Raw genomic sequence first — 17,662 nt, 5'->3', positions numbered from 1 at the left:
TCCGTGGCCCCGAGTCCGTGGCCTGTCCCGTTCCGACACCCCAGAGCCTCCCGTTCGGACCCCTCGTCGCGGATCGCCCGCACCGGCGAACCCGGCCCCTCCCCCGCACGGGGGAGGCCCTCAGGACTCCCCCGCCACCACCGCCCCGGCCTCGTACGCGAACACCACCGCGTGCACCCGGTCGCGCAGGCCGAGCTTGCTCAGCACATTGCTGACGTGGGTCTTCACGGTGTGCTCGCTGACCACCAGCTCGGCCGCGATCTCCGCGTTGGACAGCCCGCGCGCGATCAGCCGCAGCGTCTCCTGCTCGCGCAGGGTCAGCTGCTCCAGCAGCCTGGACGGCGGCCGCACCGCCCGCTCCCGGCCGCCCGGGCGGCGGGCCGCGAACTCACCGATCAGCCGCTTGGTCACCGAGGGCGCGAGCAGCGCCTCGCCCGAGGCCACCATCCGCACCCCGTGCGCCAGGTCGTCCCGGCGGACGTCCTTCAACAGGAAGCCGCTGGCACCCGCGTACAGCGCGTCGAAGACGTAGTCGTCGATGTCGAAGGTGGTCAGCATGATCACCTTGGTGGCCGGGAACTCCTCGCACACCCGGCGGGCCGCCTCCAGGCCGTCCATCACCGGCATCCGGACGTCCAGCAGCAGCACGTCCGGGTTGTGCGCGCGCACCGCCTCGACCGCCTCGGCCCCGTCGCAGGCCTCGGCGACCACCTCGATGTCCGGCTGGGCGTCCAGGATCATCCCGAACCCCGCCCGCACCAACTCCTGGTCGTCCGCGACCACCACCCGTATCGGCGTCATCCGCCCACCCTCTCCACCACGCCCGCCGGCCCCAGCGGCAGCCGGACACTCACCAGGAAACCCCTGCCCTCCGGCCCCGGACCGGCCTCGGCCCGGCCGCCGCAGGCCGCGGCCCGCTCGCGGATGCCGACCAGCCCGCGCCCGCCGGACCAGCCGGCCACGGTACGGTCGGCGGCCAGCGGCACCCCGCGACCGTTGTCGGAGACCACCACCTCCAGCACCCCGTCGGCCCGCCCCACCCGGATCGCCACCCGGTCCGCCCCGGAGTGCTTGACCGTGTTGGTCAGCGCCTCCTGCACGATCCGGTACGCGGCCGCCTCCACGTCGGCGGGCAACCCGCCCAGCCCGTCCGCGAGTTCGAGGTCCACCCGCAGGCCCGCCCCGCGCACCCGCTCGGCCACGTCGGCGAGTTCGGCCAGCCGGGGCTGCGGCGCCAGCTCCCGCTCCGCCTCCGGGTCCTTCAACACGCCGAGCACCCGCCGCAGTTGCACCATCGCGTCGCGGCCCGCGTCGGCGATGGTGTCGAAGGCGCGGATCGCCCGGTCCGGGTTGTCACGCACCACCAGCGGCCCGGCCTCGGCCTGGATGACCATCAACGACACCGCGTGCGCCAGGATGTCGTGCATCTCCCGGGCGATCCGGGCCCGCTCCTCGGCGACCGCCCGGGCCGCCTCGCTGGCCGCCCGCACCCCCGCCTCCCGCGCCCGCTCGGCCTGCATCCGGGCCAGCTCCCGCTGGGTGCGCACCAGGGCGCCGAAGACGAAGGACCCGCCCGAGGTCAACGCGCTGAACAGCGCACCGTTCGGCGAATGGGTGCCGATCACATTGGCGACCACCACCACCGCCAGCACCGACCAGCGCTGCCGGTCCGGGAAGCGCTCCGCGACCGTGTACATCCCGATCACCGCGTACAGCGGCACCTGCGGGTTCGCCGAGTGCGCCACCACCGACAGCGCCAGCGAGGGCGCGGCACCCACGATCAGGACCAGCAGCGAGGCCTTGCGCCGCCAGGGCAGGAACAGCGCGGTGGACACCGCCAGCAGGTACACCCACCAGGGCCAGTCGGTGTCGTCGTTGTAGACCGACCAGATCGACACCGCCGCCGAACAGGCCGCCAGGAAGGTGTCCAGCACGTACGGGCTCAGCCCGGACGTCCGGTTCCGCCAACGCGCCGCGCGCTCCACCGTCGTACCTCCCCCGTACCCGGGGACACCGTCCCCGCGGAGGAGATCATGCCCTACCGGCAGAACCACCGGCACCGCCCGGCCGGGCACCACCGGGTCGGACCCTGCCTGGTCGGACGCCACCGGCCGGCCGGGCGCCGCCCGGTCAGACACCGCTGACCGTCACACCGCCGGTCTCCGCCCGCGCCGTGATGCTGTGCGCCGCGCCCGGCCGCGAGGGGACGCCGACGTCCGCCCCGCCCGACTGCGCCTGCGCGTCCACCACGTACGCCTCCCCGGACGGCACCCGCAGCCGCACCCCGCCGTTGCCGACCCGGGCCTCCAGCGCCGACGGCGCCGACGCGAAGTCGGCCCGCACCCCGCCGTTGGTCGCGCTCAGGTGCGCCGTCGGCGAGGTCAGCCCGGTGGCCTCGACCCCGCCGTTCTCCACCGCGGCCTCCACCTCGGCGGACAGCCCCGTCAGCCGCACCCCGCCGTTCTCCTCCTTGATCCGCACCTTGGTGCCGGCCGGCACCCGCACCTCGTACCCGACCCCGCAGGACTCGCAGGAGTACCCCAGCCGCAGCACACCGTCCTTCACCTCGTGGGTGCTCCTCGGCGCGGACCCCCGGTAGCTCTGCTTCTCGACGACGTGCACCGAGTCACCGGTGCCGGTCACCACGACCCCGCCGTTCTCCCCCTCGACCACCAGCTCCTTGACCGGCTCGGCCACCCCGTACGTCACCGTCCGGTGCTCGTCCGACTCCAGGAACGGCAGGCACCCCTGCATCCCCAGCACCACCGCCGCCGTGATCGCCACCGCGCCCAGCACCCGCTTCATGTCCGGCCCCCTTCGCAAGCCCCGTCGTCCCGACACCGAGAACCCTCCCTCGGCCGGCCCCCTCGGCACCTCCCTCCCCGGAGCGGTTCCCACCCCTCCCCCCTGCGGGGGAGGGGCGCGGGCGAGCCGGGGATTTCGCGGATTCACCGGCGCCGCGGCCGCTCCGCCGGTAGCTTGTTTGCCCGCGCTCGGCGTTCCGGAGCCCGACCGCGCCAAGGCGAAACCGACGAGGGCTGATCAGGCAATGGCCAACACCCCGCCCGGCGGACCAGGTCCCGCGACCGGGCACGGCCTGGACGACCGCGTGCCCTTCCTGGCCCGGCTCGACCACGCCGACCGCACCGCGCTGCTCGCCCTCGGCCACCGGCTCGACTACCCCGCCCGCTCCACCGCGCTGCGCGAGGGCGAACCCTCCGACCACGTCCTGCTCGTCCGACACGGCTGGCTCAAGGTGACCGCCCTCGCCGACAACGGCTACGAGGCCCTGCTCGCCCTGCGCGGACCGGGCGACATCGTCGGCGAGTCCGCCGCGCTCAGCGGCCGGCCCCGGGCCGCCACCGTCACCGCGCTGGAGCAGGTCTCGGCCACCGCCGTCGACCGCGCCGCCTTCACCGCCTACCTGCGCGACACCCCCGCCGCCTCGATGCAGCTGCTGGCCCTCTCCACCGACCGGCTGCGCGCCGCCGACCACCACCGGCTCAAGTTCGCCTCGCTCAGCGTCAGCGAACGCCTCGCCGACCTCCTGCTGGAACTCGCCCGCACCCACGGCCGCCGCACCGCCGAGGGCATCGTCGTCTCCGTCCCGCTCAGCCAACAGGAACTCGCCGGCTCCGTCGGCGCCTCCCGCGAGGCCGTCGCCCGCCTGCTCAAGTCCCTGCGGGAGCGCGGCATCGTCGTCACCAGCCGCCGCTCCCTGGTCATCGCGCGCCCCGACCTGCTCCGGAGGCCCGGCCAACTCCGCTGACCCGCGCACAGGTTCTGTGCACACCGTCACAGAGCGAGTACCTCAACAGCGCTCACGCCGACCGGCCCGGCACGGGCACGCTGAGGCCGATGACGAATCGAGAGGCGACCATGACCGACCCGGTGAACCACACCATCCTGCTGCTGGACATCGAGCAGTTCGGCCGACGGGACGACGTCGAGCAGGCCTTCATGCGCCGCATGCTCTACTCCGTCCTGCACGAGACGCTGCGCAGCGCCGGGGTCGAACCCGCCGAACAGCGCCTGGAGGACCGCGGCGACTCGGTGATGGCCCTGATCAGCGCCACCGTCCCCAAGACCGGACTGCTGCACGCGCTGATCAACGAGACCCCCACCCTGCTGCACGCCAACAACCGCCTCGCCGCCGCCGGCGCCCGGGTACGGCTGCGGATCGTGCTCGCCTCCGGCGAGGTCGCCGTCCAGGAACTCGGCGGCGCCCTCGGCGGCGCCGTCGGCTGGGACCTCAACCAGGCCTTCCGACTGCTCGACTCGACCCCGCTCCGGGAGGCCCTCCGGCACCGCGACGGGCCCTGCGCCCTCGCCGTGTCCGACGCGCTCTACCAGGGCGTCGTCCGGCACGGCCACGGCGGCCTGGCCCCGGAGGCGTTCCACCGGGTCACCGTCCACGGCAAGGAGGGCGAGTTCCCGGCCTGGCTGCACGGCGAACCCGCCCCCGGCACCCCGGACCCGGCCCCCGCGGGTGCCCCGTCCGCCACCCAGGACCCGGCCCCGGTACCGGCGGCCGCCCCGGCCCCGGCCGCCGCTGCCGCTCCCCAGGGCGCCGCCACCTTCCAGTTCCTCGGCGGCACCCCGACCTTCGGCGGCAACCTGATCGGCGGCGACCAGCACGTCGTCTCCGGCGGCCAGGTCCACGGCGACGTCAACACCGGCAACACCGTCGGCGGCGACCGATGACCCCCACCCCCGAGGCAGAGGCCGCGGAGCAGGAGGACGGCCTCCAGGAAGCCCCGCCCGAGGAACCCCAGAACGCCTTCGAGGCCGCCCGGGAGCTGCTGGAGCACGTCCCGGACTCCTTCGCCGGCCGCACCTACCTCTTCGCCGGCGGCAACCCCGGCTTCGGCGGCGACCTCATCGGCGGCGACCGGCACACCGTCTCCGGCGGCCAGGTCCACGGCGACGTCGTCACCGGCCACAAGACCACGATCTACCAGGTCGGCGGGACCGCCCTGCACGCCTCCGGGCTGGTCCCGACCGATGAACTCACCGCCCTGGCCCAGGTCTTCCGCCCCGGACCGACCTTCGACCAGGCCCTCGTACACCTCCGCGAGCAACGGGTCCTGATCCTCACCGGCCGGGCGGACACCGGCCGTCGCTCCGCCGCGCTGATGCTGCTGCGGCAGCTGGGCAGCGAACGGATCCGGAACCTGGACCCGGACGTCGCCCCCACCGCACTGCTCAACGGCGTCGAACGGGCCGAGGGGTACGTGCTCACCGACTACACGGCCTCCCGCACCCGCCCGCTGCTCCGATCCGACCTCGACCGCCTGCGCGAGACCCTCGCCAAGCAGGACGGATACCTGGTCATCACCACCACCCACTCCCACCCGATCCGCGAACTCCCCACGGTCGGCTGGTCACCGCCCGACCCGGAGCTCGTACTCGGCGCCCATCTGCGGGCCCTGCGGGACGACGGCGTCCCCTTCGAGCAGCTGCTCGCCCTGGACCCCGTCGAGGGGTTCCTGGCCAAGTACCCGCCGATCCGGGAGATCGCCGAATTCGCCGTCAGGTTGGCCGCCTACTCTCCGCGGACCGGCAGGCCCTCCGACCTCGCCGACTTCGGTCGGGGCGCCGTCCAGGAGAAGGTCGGCCGCTGGTTCGGGGACGACAAACTCCCCCTCCACGACAAGGCCTTCCTGATCTCCCTGGCCGTCTTCGACCACGCCCCCTACACCCTCGCCGCCGAGTGCGCCGACAAGCTGTTCCGCCGCCTGGAGACCATCCGCACCCCCGGCCGCCCGGACGGCATCCCGCCGTTCGGCAGCTCGATCGAGGACCGCATGGCCCTCGCCCGCGCCGAGCTCACCGAGGAGACCGAGCAGACCCCCTGGGGCGCGGTCCCCCAACGGATGGCCTCCTTCCTGGACCCCCGCACCTCCCCCACCCTGCTGCGCGAGGTCTGGACGAGCCACCCCTCCGCCCGCCCCGCGATCACCGGCTGGCTGAACGCCCTGGCCACCGACTCCCGCGCCCTGGTCCGCACCCGGGTGGCCTCCACCACCGCCCTGCTGGCCTCCGTCGACCTCTCCGCGACCATGAGCGGGCTGCTCGGCCCCTGGTCCGGCGCCAAGGACTTCCGGCTCTGCCTCCAGGCCGCCAACAGCCTCGCCCTCGCCTACCACGCGGGCACCGCCGCCGTCCCGCGCATCCTGCGCGGCTGGGCCGGCGACGACAACGCCCGCCGCCGCTGGACGGCGATCCGCTGCTACGCCCTGCTCGGCCCGCTGCTGCCCGCCCAGGCCCTGGAGGCCTTCGCCCTGGCCGCCGAGCGGCTGACCGCCGGCGAGCTCGACCAGCTGGCCGCCGGGCTCCGGCCCGGTGCGCGGCCGTCGGAGCAGCCCGACCGCCACCAGGCGCTCGGGCTGCTCGAAGCGGCCGAGCTGATGCTGCTCTCCGCCGAGGCCGAGCTGACCCTGCGCACCCTGGTCCGCTGGCTCTCCGGCCCGGCCGCCCTGCGGCAGCTGGCCCTGGCCGCCTTCCTGACCGCCGCACGGCGCACCGAGGACACCGTCGTGGGCCGGCCGCTGCTGCTCGACTGGTACGCCCGGAGCCCGCACCCCGAGCCGGGGGGCGTGCGCAGCGTCACCGTGCTGCCCGCACCCGAGGAGCCCGCCCCGGTCCGGGCGCTGCTGGTCGCCCTGTGGCGCACGGCCCTGGAGGACCCGCACTACCGGGATGCCGCCCTGGACGTGCTGCGCGGCTGGCTGATCGGCGCCGCCGACCAGCCCGGGACCACCGCCCGGCTCACCGAACTCTTCGACGACCTGGCCGTCACCGAGCGCGACCGCCAGCGGCTCGACCACCTGGTCCGCACCGTACGCGCCGGCGGCCCGGCGACCGCGGCGCTGCCCGGCAGCTGAACCAGCACCGTCCGATCCGTCCCGATCCTGGAGCACCCGCGCATGTCGGCACGACACCGCCCCGACCTCCCCACCGGAGACCTGACAGACCCGGTCCTGACGGTCCACCCGCTGGGCCGCGCGCTCGGCCTGCCCAAGCGCCCCGTCGCCCGGGCCGACTCCGCCCTCGTCCTGACCACCCCGTCCGGTGAGCACCAGGTCTACCTCCCGCCGCACCGCCCGGGGTTCAGCGACCTGGTGGGCCGCAACTACCAGGCCGCGTACGAGGTCGACCTCGGCCTGCACCACCTGCGGGCCGAGGAGCGGCTGCCCGGCCGGGACGACGTCGGCGCCTTCGAGGCCGTGGTGGAGATCGACTGGCAGGTGTCGGCCGCGGAGCTGGTCGTGGCGAGCCGGATCCGCGACGTCCCGGCGCTGCTGGTCCCGCGGATCCGGCAGCGGATGCGGGCGGTCACCCGCCACCTCTCCACCGACCGGAGCGGCGAGGCCGAGTCCGCCGTCCAGGAGGACCTGGACGGGTACCCGGTCGCCGAGGCCGAGGGCCTGCGGGTGCGCTGCACCGTCCAGTTGGACATCGACCGGGCCGCCCGCGAGCAGAAGGAGCGGCTGCGCGGCTACCACTTCGACACCCAGGCCCACCCGCACGCCCTCCGGCAGGTCCAGGAGGCGAACGAGATCCTCGCCGCGAAGGCGAAGTTCTACCAGTACCACCTGGAGCAGGGCGGGGTGACCGCCTGGGCCCTCCAGGTGGCCGCTCACCCCGAGGACCTGCCCCGGGCGCTCGGCTACCTCCGCGACGAGCAGCAGGAGCTGGTCCAGGGCCAGCTCCAGGTGATCCAGCGGCTGCTCGACCAGAACGGCCTGGAGGAGTTCGAGCTGGAGGGCCCGCGCCAGGAGGCGAAGGCCGCGCTCGAAGCGATCCTGCGCCACCGGCCCGCGGGCCCGGGCACGCCCCGGCTCGACAAGGGCCCGAACCCTCCGCTGCCCCAGTGAACCCGAGGAGTCCCACCGTGTCCGCCCCCGCCGGTACCGCCCCGGTGCCCCCGCCGCCGGGTACCGCCCTGCTCGCCGAGCTGCGCACCGAGATCGCCCGCGCGGACAGCAAGGCGGCCGTCCTGGTGGCCGCCCTCGGCGTGATCGTCGGGGTGCTCGGCGGCCTGCTCACCAGCACCGGCTGGGCGCCGCAGCAGCTCTCCGGCGCGGCGAAGGCCTTGCTGGCCCTCGGCGGGCTGGGCATCGCCGTCTCCCTGGTCTCGCTGCTGCTCGCGGTGCTGCCCCGCTTCCGGCGCAGCACCTGGCGCCCGGGCCGCCCGCTCGGCTACTTCGGGGACATCAGGCTGGCCGCCGAACAGGGGCTGCTCACCGATGCCCTGGCCGACACCGAGCGGCTGGCCGCGGAGGCCGTCCGTGCCGCGCTCGCGGAGAACAGCCTGATCGCCGCGCGCAAGCACTCCTGGGTCCGGGTCGGCATCCTCGCCTTCGGCGCCGGCCTGTTCCCGCTGGTCACCGCCCTGCTCCTGGGCTGACCGCCCACCGCACGGTCCAGCACCGTCCCGCACCCTCCCGCACCGTCCTGCACAGCCCGTCACCGTACGGACGCCGCCGTGCGCGCGTCCCGTCCCCGAGGACCCCGCCATGACCGAACCGACCTACCCGGACGCCACACCGCCGCAGTACCCGACAGCTGCCCCGCCGCAGTACCCGACCGTCCCGCCGCAGTACCCGACGGCCGCCCCGCAGTACCCGACGGCGGCGCCGCCCGGGTACCCGGCCGCCACCCCTCCGCCGCCGTACCCCGCGCCCGCCCCGCGGCCCCCCGCCCCGCCGCAGTACCCCACCGCCGTCCCGCCCCAGTACGCTCCCCCGCCCCAGCCCCAGCCGGCCCCCTCCCAGCCCCAGCACCCCCAGCACCCCCCGCGCATCCCCGCCCAGGGCTTCGCCCCGCCGCCCGCCCCGCCCCGGCCGCCGGTGCTGGACCCCACCGTCGACATCGACCCGCACACCGGCCGGATCCACCTGGCCGCCCGCCAGCGCGGCGCCGACGCCACCGCGGTCGGCCAACTGCTGCTCCAGCTACCGCACTTCCTGTGCAGCCTGCTGGTCGTCACGCTGGTCTCGCTGTTCCTCCCCGAGCCGCTCAACCTGGTGCTGATCGGCCTCTGGATCGCCTCCGGCGCGCTGGTCTTCCACCGCCCGACCGAGAAGGTGCTCGCCCGCTACCTGTTCCGGATGCGTCCGGCGCTGCACTCCGAGCTGACCCGCCTGGAGCCGATCTGGCACCAGGTGACCGCCAAGGCGGGGGTGAACCCGGAGACGTACGACCTGTGGATCGAGGACCACAAGGCCGTCAACGCCACCGCGGCCGCCGGCCACATCGTCGGCGTCACCCGGTACGCGCTGGAGACCCTCCCCGACGCCCAGCTGGCCGCCGTGCTCGCCCACGAGCTCGGTCACCACCGCGGCGGCCACGCCTGGGCGACCCTGCTCGGCTACTGGTACTCGATGCCGGCCCGGATCGCCTGGGCGGTCTTCCGGATCGCGGCGGTCGTCGCGTTCCGGATCGCCTCGGTGTTCTCGCTGCTCGGCGCCCTCGTGGTCGGGCTGGTCTCGGTGGTCCTGGTGGTGGCCGTGGCGCTCTCCTTCCCGCCGCTGCTGCTGGTCCTGGTCACGCCGTACCTGCTGGCCGCGGTCGGCCGCCGCTCCGAGCTGAGGGCGGACGTCCAGGCCGCCGAGCTCGGTTTCGCCGACGCCATGATCGAGGTCTTCCACGGCTTCCTGCGGGACGAGGAGGAGGCCCTGGCGGCGGCCGCGCGGGAGCACGGGGGCCGCGCCGTCCGCCCGGGCCTGGGCCAGCGGCTGCTGTCCAGCCACCCGGACACCCACACCCGGATCCGCCGGCTGGAGGACTGGCGCGCGGCCGCGGCCACCCCGGCCCGGTAGAGCGGGGACACCAGCCGGGGACACCGGCCGGGGACACCGGCCGGGAAACGCCGCAGGGCGGCCACCCCGTGAGGGGTGACCGCCCTGCGATCAGTGACGCTCGACTCAGCCGGTGTACGGGCCGTAGTCGTAGTCGTCCAGCGGAACCGCCTGGCCGGAGCCGGCGCCGAAGGGCGACAGGTCGTAGTCGTCGTAGCCGACGGCCGAGTACATGGCGGCCTTGGCCTCCTCGGTCGGCTCGACCCGGATGTTGCGGTAGCGGGGCAGACCCGTACCGGCCGGGATGAGCTTACCGAGGATGACGTTCTCCTTGAGGCCCAGCAGCGGGTCCGACTTGGCGTGGATCGCCGCGTCGGTGAGGACCCGGGTCGTCTCCTGGAAGGAGGCGGCCGACAGCCAGGACTCGGTGGCCAGCGAGGCCTTGGTGATACCCATCAGCTGCGGACGGCCGGAGGCGGGGTGACCGCCCTCGGAGACCACGCGACGGTTCTCGGTCTCGAAGCGGCCGCGCTCGACGAGCTCGCCCGGGAGCAGCTCGGCGTCGCCCGACTCGATGATCGTCACGCGGCGGAGCATCTGCCGGATGATGATCTCGATGTGCTTGTCGTGGATCGACACGCCCTGCGAGTTGTAGACCTTCTGGACCTCGGCGACCAGGTGGATCTGGACGGCGCGCTGGCCCATGATGCGCAGGACGTCGTGCGGGTTGGTGGCACCCATGGTCAGCTTCTGGCCGACCTCGACCGCCTCGCCCTCGCTGACGAGCAGCTTGACACGCTTCGAGACCGGGTACGCGATCTCGTCGGTGCCGTCGTCCGGCGTGATGACGATCTTGCGGGTCTTCTCGGTGTCCTCGATCCGCGCGCGGCCGGTGGCCTCGGAGATCGGGGCCACACCCTTGGGGGTGCGGGCCTCGAAGAGCTCGACGACACGCGGCAGACCCTGGGTGATGTCGTCACCGGCCACACCACCGGTGTGGAAGGTACGCATGGTCAGCTGGGTGCCGGGCTCACCGATGGACTGGGCGGCGATGATGCCGACCGCCTCACCGATGTCGACCAGCTTGCCGGTGGCCAGCGAACGGCCGTAGCAGAAGGCACAGGTGCCGACGGCCGACTCACAGGTCAGGATCGAGCGGACCTTGACCTCGGAGATGCCGTGGCGGATCAGCTCGTCCATCAGCACGTCACCGAGGTCGGTGTTGGCGGTGGCGAGCAGCTTGCCGTCGACGGTGATGTCCTCGGCGAGCATGCGGGCGTACACGCTGGTCTCGACGTCGTCGGCCTTGCGCAGCACGCCGTCGGCGCCCACGGAGCCGATGACCAGCTTGAGGCCGCGCTCGGTGCCGCAGTCCTCCTCGCGAATGATGACGTCCTGGGAGACGTCGACCAGACGACGGGTGAGGTAGCCGGAGTCGGCGGTACGGAGGGCGGTGTCGGCCAGACCCTTACGGGCACCGTGGGTGGAGATGAAGTACTCCAGCACGGTGAGACCCTCACGGAACGACGCCTTGATGGGTCGCGGGATGGTCTCGTTCTTGGCGTTCGACACCAGACCACGCATACCGGCGATCTGGCGCATCTGCATCATGTTTCCACGAGCACCCGAGTCGACCATCATGAAGATGGGGTTCGTCTTCGGGAAGTTCTCGTTCATGGCCTCGGCGACCTCGTTGGTCGCCTGGGTCCAGATGCCGATGAGCTCCTGCTTGCGCTCGTCGTTGGTGATCAGGCCGCGCTCGTACTGACGCTGGACCTTCTCCGCCTTCGCCTCGTAGCCCTCCAGGATCTGGGGCTTGTTCGGCGGGACGACGACGTCGGAGATCGAGACGGTGACGCCCGAGCGGGTCGACCAGTGGAAGCCGGCCGCCTTGAGGTTGTCCAGGGTCGCCGCGACGACGACCTTGGGGTAGCGCTCGGCCAGGTCGTTGACGATCGCGGAGAGCTGCTTCTTGCCCACCTCGTAGTCGACGAACGGGTAGTCCTCGGGCAGCAGCTCGTTGAAGAGCGCGCGGCCCAGGGTGGTGCTGAGGCGGAAGGGCTCGCCGTCGAACCAGGTCGACTGGCCCTCCTCGTCCACCGGCGGGGTCCAGCCGCGGGGCGGGACGGTGCCGGCGGCCAGGCGCAGCTCGATCGGGGCCTGGACGTCCAGCTCGCGGGCGTCGAAGGCCATGATCGCCTCGGCGGTCGACGAGAAGGTGCGGCCGGCGCCCTTCACGTTGTCGCGGTCCGAGGTCAGGAAGAACAGGCCGAGCACCATGTCCTGGGTCGGCATGGTGACGGGGCGACCGTCGGCCGGCTTGAGGATGTTGTTCGAGGACAGCATCAGGATGCGGGCCTCGGCCTGCGCCTCCGCGGAGAGCGGCAGGTGGACGGCCATCTGGTCACCGTCGAAGTCCGCGTTGAACGCGGTGCAGACGAGCGGGTGGATCTGGATGGCCTTGCCCTCGACCAGCTGCGGCTCGAAGGCCTGGATGCCGAGGCGGTGCAGGGTGGGCGCACGGTTCAGCAGGACGGGGTGCTCGGCGATGACCTCTTCGAGCACGTCCCACACGACCGGGCGGGCACGCTCGACCATGCGCTTGGCCGACTTGATGTTCTGCGCGTGGTTCAGGTCGACCAGGCGCTTCATCACGAACGGCTTGAAGAGCTCCAGCGCCATGGCCTTCGGCAGACCGCACTGGTGCAGCTTGAGCTGCGGGCCGACGACGATGACCGAACGGGCCGAGTAGTCGACTCGCTTGCCGAGCAGGTTCTGACGGAAACGACCCTGCTTGCCCTTGAGCATGTCGCTCAGGGACTTGAGCGGGCGGTTGCCCGGGCCGGTGACCGGACGGCCGCGGCGGCCGTTGTCGAACAGCGCGTCGACGGCCTCCTGGAGCATGCGCTTCTCGTTGTTCACGATGATCTCGGGGGCACCGAGGTCGAGCAGGCGCTTCAGGCGGTTGTTGCGGTTGATCACGCGGCGGTACAGGTCGTTCAGGTCGGAGGTCGCGAAGCGGCCACCGTCCAGCTGCACCATCGGACGCAGGTCCGGCGGGATGACCGGGACGCAGTCCAGCACCATGCCGTTGGGCTTGTTGCTGGTCTGCAGGAACGCGGAGACGACCTTGAGGCGCTTGAGCGCACGGGTCTTCTTCTGGCCCTTGCCGGTGCGGATGATCTCGCGGAGGCGCTCGGCCTCCTCCGCCAGGTCGAAGGTCTCCAGGCGGTCCTTGAGGGCCGCCGCGCCCATCGAGCCGGAGAAGTACGTGCCGAAGCGGTCGCGCAGCTCGCGGTAGAGCAGCTCGTCGCCCTCCAGGTCCTGGACCTTGAGGTTCTTGAAGCGGGCCCACACCTCGTCGAGGCGGTCCAGCTCGCGCTGCGCGCGGTCGCGCAGCTGCTTCATCTCGCGCTCGGCGCCCTCGCGCACCTTGCGGCGCACGTCGGCCTTGGCGCCCTCGGCCTCCAGCTCGGCCAGGTCGGACTCGGCCTTCTTGGCGCGGCCTTCGAGGTCGGAGTCGCGGCGGTTCTCGATCTGCTGGCGCTCGACCGAGACGTGCGCCTCCAGGGACGGCAGGTCGCGCTGGCGGCGCTCGTCGTCGACCCAGGTGATCATGTAGGCGGCGAAGTAGATGACCTTCTCGAGGTCCTTCGGCGCCAGGTCGAGCAGGTACCCGAGGCGGGACGGCACGCCCTTGAAGTACCAGATGTGGGTGACCGGGGCGGCCAGCTCGATGTGGCCCATCCGCTCGCGGCGCACCTTGGCGCGGGTCACCTCGACGCCGCAGCGCTCACAGATGATGCCCTTGAAGCGGACGCGCTTGTACTTGCCGCAGTAGCACTCCCAGTCCCGGGTCGGGCCGAAGATCTTCTCGCAGAAGAGTCCGTCCTTTTCGGGCTTAAGGGTGCGGTAGTTGATGGTCTCCGGCTTCTTGACCTCGCCGTGCGACCACTGGCGGATGTCGTCGGCGGTGGCCAGGCCGATGCGGAGCTCGTCGAAGAAGTTGACGTCAAGCACTGGTCGTCAAGCCCTCTTTCGTGATTCGAGAGTTTGTCTGTGGTCTGAGGGGGGCCTGGGGGCGGGCCGGCTGCTCGGGGCAGCCGGCCCGACCTCCGTCAGACCTCTTCGACGCTGCTCGGCTCGCGCCGGGACAGGTCGATGCCGAGCTCTTCGGCGGCGCGGAAGACGTCCTCGTCGGAGTCCCGCATCTCGATGGACTGGCCGTCCGAGGACAGCACCTCCACGTTGAGGCAGAGCGACTGCATTTCCTTGATGAGAACCTTGAAGGACTCGGGAATGCCGGGCTCGGGGATGTTCTCGCCCTTGACGATGGCCTCGTAGACCTTCACGCGGCCGAGCACGTCGTCGGACTTGATGGTGAGCAGTTCCTGCAGGGCGTACGCGGCGCCGTACGCCTCGAGGGCCCACACCTCCATCTCACCGAAGCGCTGACCACCGAACTGCGCCTTACCACCGAGCGGCTGCTGGGTGATCATCGAGTACGGACCGGTCGACCGGGCGTGCAGCTTGTCGTCGACCAGGTGGTGCAGCTTGAGGATGTACATGTAGCCGACCGAGACCGGCATCGGGAACGGCTCGCCGGAGCGGCCGTCGAACAGGCGGGCCTTGCCGGTGGAGTTCACCAGGCGCTCACCGTCACGGGTGAGGGTGGTGTTGTCCAGCAGACCGGTGATCTCGTCCTCGCGGGCGCCGTCGAAGACCGGGGTGGCGAGGTTGGTGCCACCGGCGACCTGGTCGGCGCCGATCGCCTGGAGGCGCTGGGCCCACTCGTCGGCGAGGCCGGAGACGTCCCAGCCCTGCTTGGCGAGCCACCCGAGGTGGATCTCCAGGACCTGTCCCGGGTTCATTCGGGACGGGACACCCAGCGGGTTGAGGATGATGTCGACCGGGGTGCCGTCCTCGAGGAAGGGCATGTCCTCGACCGGAAGGATCTTGGAGATGACACCCTTGTTGCCGTGACGGCCGGCGAGCTTGTCACCGTTGGTGATCTTGCGCTTCTGGGCCACGTAGACGCGGACCAGCTGGTTGACGCCCGGGGGCAGCTCGTCGCCCTCTTCGCGGTCGAAGACGCGGACGCCGATGACCTTGCCGGACTCACCGTGCGGGACCTTGAGCGAGGTGTCGCGGACCTCACGGGCCTTCTCGCCGAAGATCGCGCGGAGCAGGCGCTCCTCGGGGGTCAGCTCGGTCTCACCCTTCGGGGTGACCTTGCCGACGAGGATGTCACCGGTGACGACGTCGGCGCCGATCCGGATGATGCCGCGCTCGTCCAGGTCCGCGAGGACCTCCTCGGAGACGTTCGGGATGTCCCGGGTGATCTCCTCGGGGCCGAGCTTGGTGTCACGGGCGTCGACCTCGTGCTCCTCGATGTGGATCGAGGAGAGGACGTCGTCCTGCACGAGGCGCTGCGACAGGATGATCGCGTCCTCGTAGTTGTGACCCTCCCACGACATGAACGCCACGAGCAGGTTCTTGCCGAGGGCCATCTCGCCCTCGTCGGTGCACGGGCCGTCGGCCAGCACCTGGTTGACCTCGACCCGGGCGCCCTCGTCCACGAGCACCTTCTGGTTGAAGGCGGTGCCCTGGTTGGAGCGGGTGAACTTGGCGGCGCGGTACGTGGTGTACGTGCCGTCGTCGTTCGCCACGGTGACGTAGTCGGCCGAGACCTCCTGCACCACGCCCGACTTCTCGGCGGTGATGACGTCGGCCGCGTCGACGGCGCAGCGGTACTCCATGCCGGTGCCGACCAGCGGGGCCTCGCTCTTCAGCAGCGGCACCGCCTGGCGCATCATGTTCGAGCCCATGAGCGCGCGGTTGGCGTCGTCGTGCTCGAGGAACGGGATCATGGCGGTCGCGACCGACACCATCTGGCGCGGCGAGACGTCCATGTAGTCGATCTCGGAGCCCGGGATGTAGTCGATCTCGCCGCCGCGGCGGCGGACCAGGACGCGGGGCTCGGCGAAGTGCAGGTCCGCGGTCAGCGGGGCGTTCGCCTGGGCGATGACGTAGCGGTCCTCCTCGTCGGCGGTGAGGTAGTCCACCTTCTCGGTGACGACACCGTCGACGACCTTGCGGTACGGGGTCTCGATGAAGCCGAAGGCGTTGACCCGGCCGTACGAGGCCAGCGACCCGATCAGACCGATGTTCGGGCCTTCCGGGGTCTCGATCGGACACATGCGGCCGTAGTGCGAGGGGTGCACGTCACGGACCTCGAAGCCGGCGCGCTCACGGGAGAGACCACCGGGACCTAGGGCGGACAGACGACGCTTGTGGGTCAGGCCCGACAGCGGGTTCGTCTGGTCCATGAACTGCGACAGCTGGCTGGTGCCGAAGAACTCCTTGATGGAGGCGACGACCGGCCGGATGTTGATCAGGGTCTGCGGCGTGATCGCCTCGACGTCCTGGGTGGTCATGCGCTCGCGCACGACGCGCTCCATACGGGCGAGACCCGTACGGACCTGGTTCTGGATGAGCTCGCCGACGTTGCGCAGGCGGCGGTTGCCGAAGTGGTCGATGTCGTCGACCTCGACCACGATGTCGCGGCCGGTCTCGTCACGCCACTCGGTCTCACCCGCGTGCAGCTTCACCAGGTACTTGATCGCACCGATGATGTCGGGCTCGGTGAGCACGCCGGAGTCCAGCGACTCGGCGTTGCCCAGCTTCCGGTTCAGCTTGTAACGGCCGACCTTGGCCAGGTCGTAGCGCTTCGGGTTGAAGTACAGGTTCTCCAGAAGCGTCTGCGCGGCCTCGCGCGTCGGCGGCTCGCCCGGACGCAGCTTGCGGTAGATGTCCAGCAGCGCGTCGTCCTGGCCCTGGGTGTGGTCCTTCTCCAGGGTGTTGCGCATCGACTCGTACTCGCCGAACTCCTCGAGAATCATCTCGTTGGTCCAGCCGAGAGCCTTGAGCAGCACGGTGACGGACTGCTTGCGCTTGCGGTCGATGCGGACGCCGACCATGTCGCGCTTGTCGATCTCCATCTCGAGCCAGGCACCACGCGAGGGGATGACCTTGCAGGAGTAGATGTCCTTGTCGGACACCTTGTCCAGGGTGGAGTCGAAGTACACGCCCGGGGAGCGGACGAGCTGCGACACGACGACACGCTCGGTGCCGTTGATCACGAACGTGCCCTTGTGGGTCATGAGCGGGAAATCGCCCATGAAGACCGTCTGAGACTTGATCTCACCGGTCTCGTTGTTGGTGAACTCGGCCGTGACGAAGAGCGGGGCCGCGTACGTGAAGTCGCGGTCCTTGCACTCGTCAATGGAGTTCTTCGGCGGCTCGAAACGGTGGTCGCGGAAGGTCAGGGACATCGACCCGCTGAAGTCCTCGATCGGCGAGATCTCCTCGAAGATCTCCTCCAGACCGGACTTGGTGGGGACATCCTGACCAGACTCCAGCGCCTGCTCGACCCGGGACTTCCAGGCCGCGTTGCCGAGCAGCCAGTCAAAGCTCTCGGTCTGCAGGGCCAGGAGGTTGGGGACCTCGAGGGGCTCCTTGATCTTCGCGAACGAGACGCGGAGCGGGGCGGTGGATGCGGCGGAATTGTTCGAGGCGTTGCGCGGCGCGGCCAAGAGGGGGGTCCTTCCGAGGGCTCGGAGCTCACTACGCGCGTACCAGCCGGGCCTGGTCGGGCTAGGTCCCGCCTCCCTCGCCACTGGCCTCCGCCGGGGTCGAAACCCCAGGTCAGAGCCGCTTTGCGGAGGCGATGCCAGACCCCATCAGGGCAACGCAAACTCCGGGCGACGAGTCACGGAGCAGCTAACAGGCAGCGCAAAGGGACAGTGTAGCCAAAGGCCACACTGCTGTCCAGCTCTGATTCGGAAACCGAATCG

11 protein-coding genes are annotated in these 17,662 nt (G+C 71.6%); 6 read left to right on the top strand and 5 right to left on the bottom strand.

Going from position 1 to position 17,662, the window contains the following annotated elements; all coding sequences use genetic code 11:
- Nucleotides 1–120: 120 nt before the first annotated feature.
- From ACZ58X_RS06685 to ACZ58X_RS06675, 3 genes are all read right to left on the bottom strand, one after another.
- Nucleotides 121–801: a response regulator gene (locus tag ACZ58X_RS06685; RefSeq protein WP_470332587.1), complete on the bottom strand. Its 681-nt coding sequence runs from the start codon at nucleotides 799–801 to the stop codon at nucleotides 121–123.
- Entirely contained in the window at nucleotides 798–1,985 is a 1,188-nt protein-coding gene (locus ACZ58X_RS06680; RefSeq protein WP_470332586.1) for a sensor histidine kinase, read from the bottom strand. The genes ACZ58X_RS06685 and ACZ58X_RS06680 overlap by 4 nt, the downstream gene beginning before the upstream one ends.
- A gap of 145 nt (nucleotides 1,986–2,130) precedes the next feature.
- Nucleotides 2,131–2,805, bottom strand: a complete 675-nt coding sequence (locus ACZ58X_RS06675; protein ID WP_470332585.1) for a DUF4097 family beta strand repeat-containing protein — start codon at nucleotides 2,803–2,805, stop codon at nucleotides 2,131–2,133.
- A gap of 244 nt (nucleotides 2,806–3,049) precedes the next feature.
- On the opposite strand from ACZ58X_RS06675, the gene ACZ58X_RS06670 reads away from it, so the two are divergent.
- The 6 genes from ACZ58X_RS06670 (at nucleotide 3,050) to ACZ58X_RS06645 (ending at nucleotide 9,827) form a co-directional block, all read left to right on the top strand.
- Nucleotides 3,050–3,769: a Crp/Fnr family transcriptional regulator gene (locus ACZ58X_RS06670; RefSeq protein WP_470332584.1), complete on the top strand. Its 720-nt coding sequence runs from the start codon at nucleotides 3,050–3,052 to the stop codon at nucleotides 3,767–3,769.
- Between the two features lie 89 nt (nucleotides 3,770–3,858).
- Nucleotides 3,859–4,704 carry a hypothetical protein gene (locus ACZ58X_RS06665; protein ID WP_470332583.1) on the top strand — a complete coding sequence of 282 codons (846 nt, stop codon included), beginning with the start codon at nucleotides 3,859–3,861 and terminating at the stop codon, nucleotides 4,702–4,704.
- Complete coding sequence (locus ACZ58X_RS06660; protein ID WP_470332582.1) at nucleotides 4,701–6,887, top strand: hypothetical protein; 2,187 nt, start codon at nucleotides 4,701–4,703, stop codon at nucleotides 6,885–6,887. Before ACZ58X_RS06665 ends, ACZ58X_RS06660 begins: the two co-directional genes overlap by 4 nt.
- 42 nt (nucleotides 6,888–6,929) lie before the next feature.
- Nucleotides 6,930–7,880, top strand: a complete 951-nt coding sequence (locus tag ACZ58X_RS06655; protein WP_470332581.1) for a hypothetical protein — start codon at nucleotides 6,930–6,932, stop codon at nucleotides 7,878–7,880.
- A gap of 17 nt (nucleotides 7,881–7,897) precedes the next feature.
- Entirely contained in the window at nucleotides 7,898–8,413 is a 516-nt protein-coding gene (locus ACZ58X_RS06650; RefSeq protein WP_470332580.1) for a Pycsar system effector family protein, read from the top strand.
- 109 nt (nucleotides 8,414–8,522) lie between these two features.
- Nucleotides 8,523–9,827 (top strand): M48 family metalloprotease, encoded by a 1,305-nt coding sequence (locus ACZ58X_RS06645; RefSeq protein ID WP_470332579.1) that lies wholly within the window; start codon nucleotides 8,523–8,525, stop codon nucleotides 9,825–9,827.
- A 105-nt stretch (nucleotides 9,828–9,932) separates the two neighbouring features.
- Here ACZ58X_RS06645 and ACZ58X_RS06640 read toward each other — a convergent pair whose 3' ends face one another.
- Together ACZ58X_RS06640 and rpoB are read right to left on the bottom strand one after the other, a co-directional pair.
- The gene (locus ACZ58X_RS06640; protein WP_470332578.1) at nucleotides 9,933–13,826 is read right to left on the bottom strand and encodes a DNA-directed RNA polymerase subunit beta'; all 3,894 of its coding nucleotides are present in this window, start codon (nucleotides 13,824–13,826) and stop codon (nucleotides 9,933–9,935) included.
- A 98-nt stretch (nucleotides 13,827–13,924) separates the two neighbouring features.
- Nucleotides 13,925–17,401, bottom strand: a complete 3,477-nt coding sequence (gene rpoB, locus ACZ58X_RS06635; protein WP_350503604.1) for a DNA-directed RNA polymerase subunit beta — start codon at nucleotides 17,399–17,401, stop codon at nucleotides 13,925–13,927.
- Nucleotides 17,402–17,662: the final 261 nt, after the last annotated feature.

The sequence above is a fragment of the Kitasatospora sp. NPDC040550 genome, assembly GCF_055594965.1.
Note: the sequence above shows the minus strand (reverse complement) of the source record. Positions and strands in the feature narration are given on the sequence as shown.

What these genes read in the sequence shown, in the direction of transcription:
- ACZ58X_RS06685 (WP_470332587.1), bottom strand. Translation starts at nt 801, where the DNA reads ATGACGCCGATACGGGTGGTGGTCGCGGACGACCAGGAGTTGGTGCGG.
- ACZ58X_RS06675 (WP_470332585.1), bottom strand. Translation starts at nt 2,805, where the DNA reads ATGAAGCGGGTGCTGGGCGCGGTGGCGATCACGGCGGCGGTGGTGCTG.
- ACZ58X_RS06670 (WP_470332584.1), top strand. Translation starts at nt 3,050, where the DNA reads ATGGCCAACACCCCGCCCGGCGGACCAGGTCCCGCGACCGGGCACGGC.
- ACZ58X_RS06665 (WP_470332583.1), top strand. Translation starts at nt 3,859, where the DNA reads ATGACGAATCGAGAGGCGACCATGACCGACCCGGTGAACCACACCATC.
- ACZ58X_RS06660 (WP_470332582.1), top strand. Translation starts at nt 4,701, where the DNA reads ATGACCCCCACCCCCGAGGCAGAGGCCGCGGAGCAGGAGGACGGCCTC.
- ACZ58X_RS06655 (WP_470332581.1), top strand. Translation starts at nt 6,930, where the DNA reads ATGTCGGCACGACACCGCCCCGACCTCCCCACCGGAGACCTGACAGAC.
- ACZ58X_RS06645 (WP_470332579.1), top strand. Translation starts at nt 8,523, where the DNA reads ATGACCGAACCGACCTACCCGGACGCCACACCGCCGCAGTACCCGACA.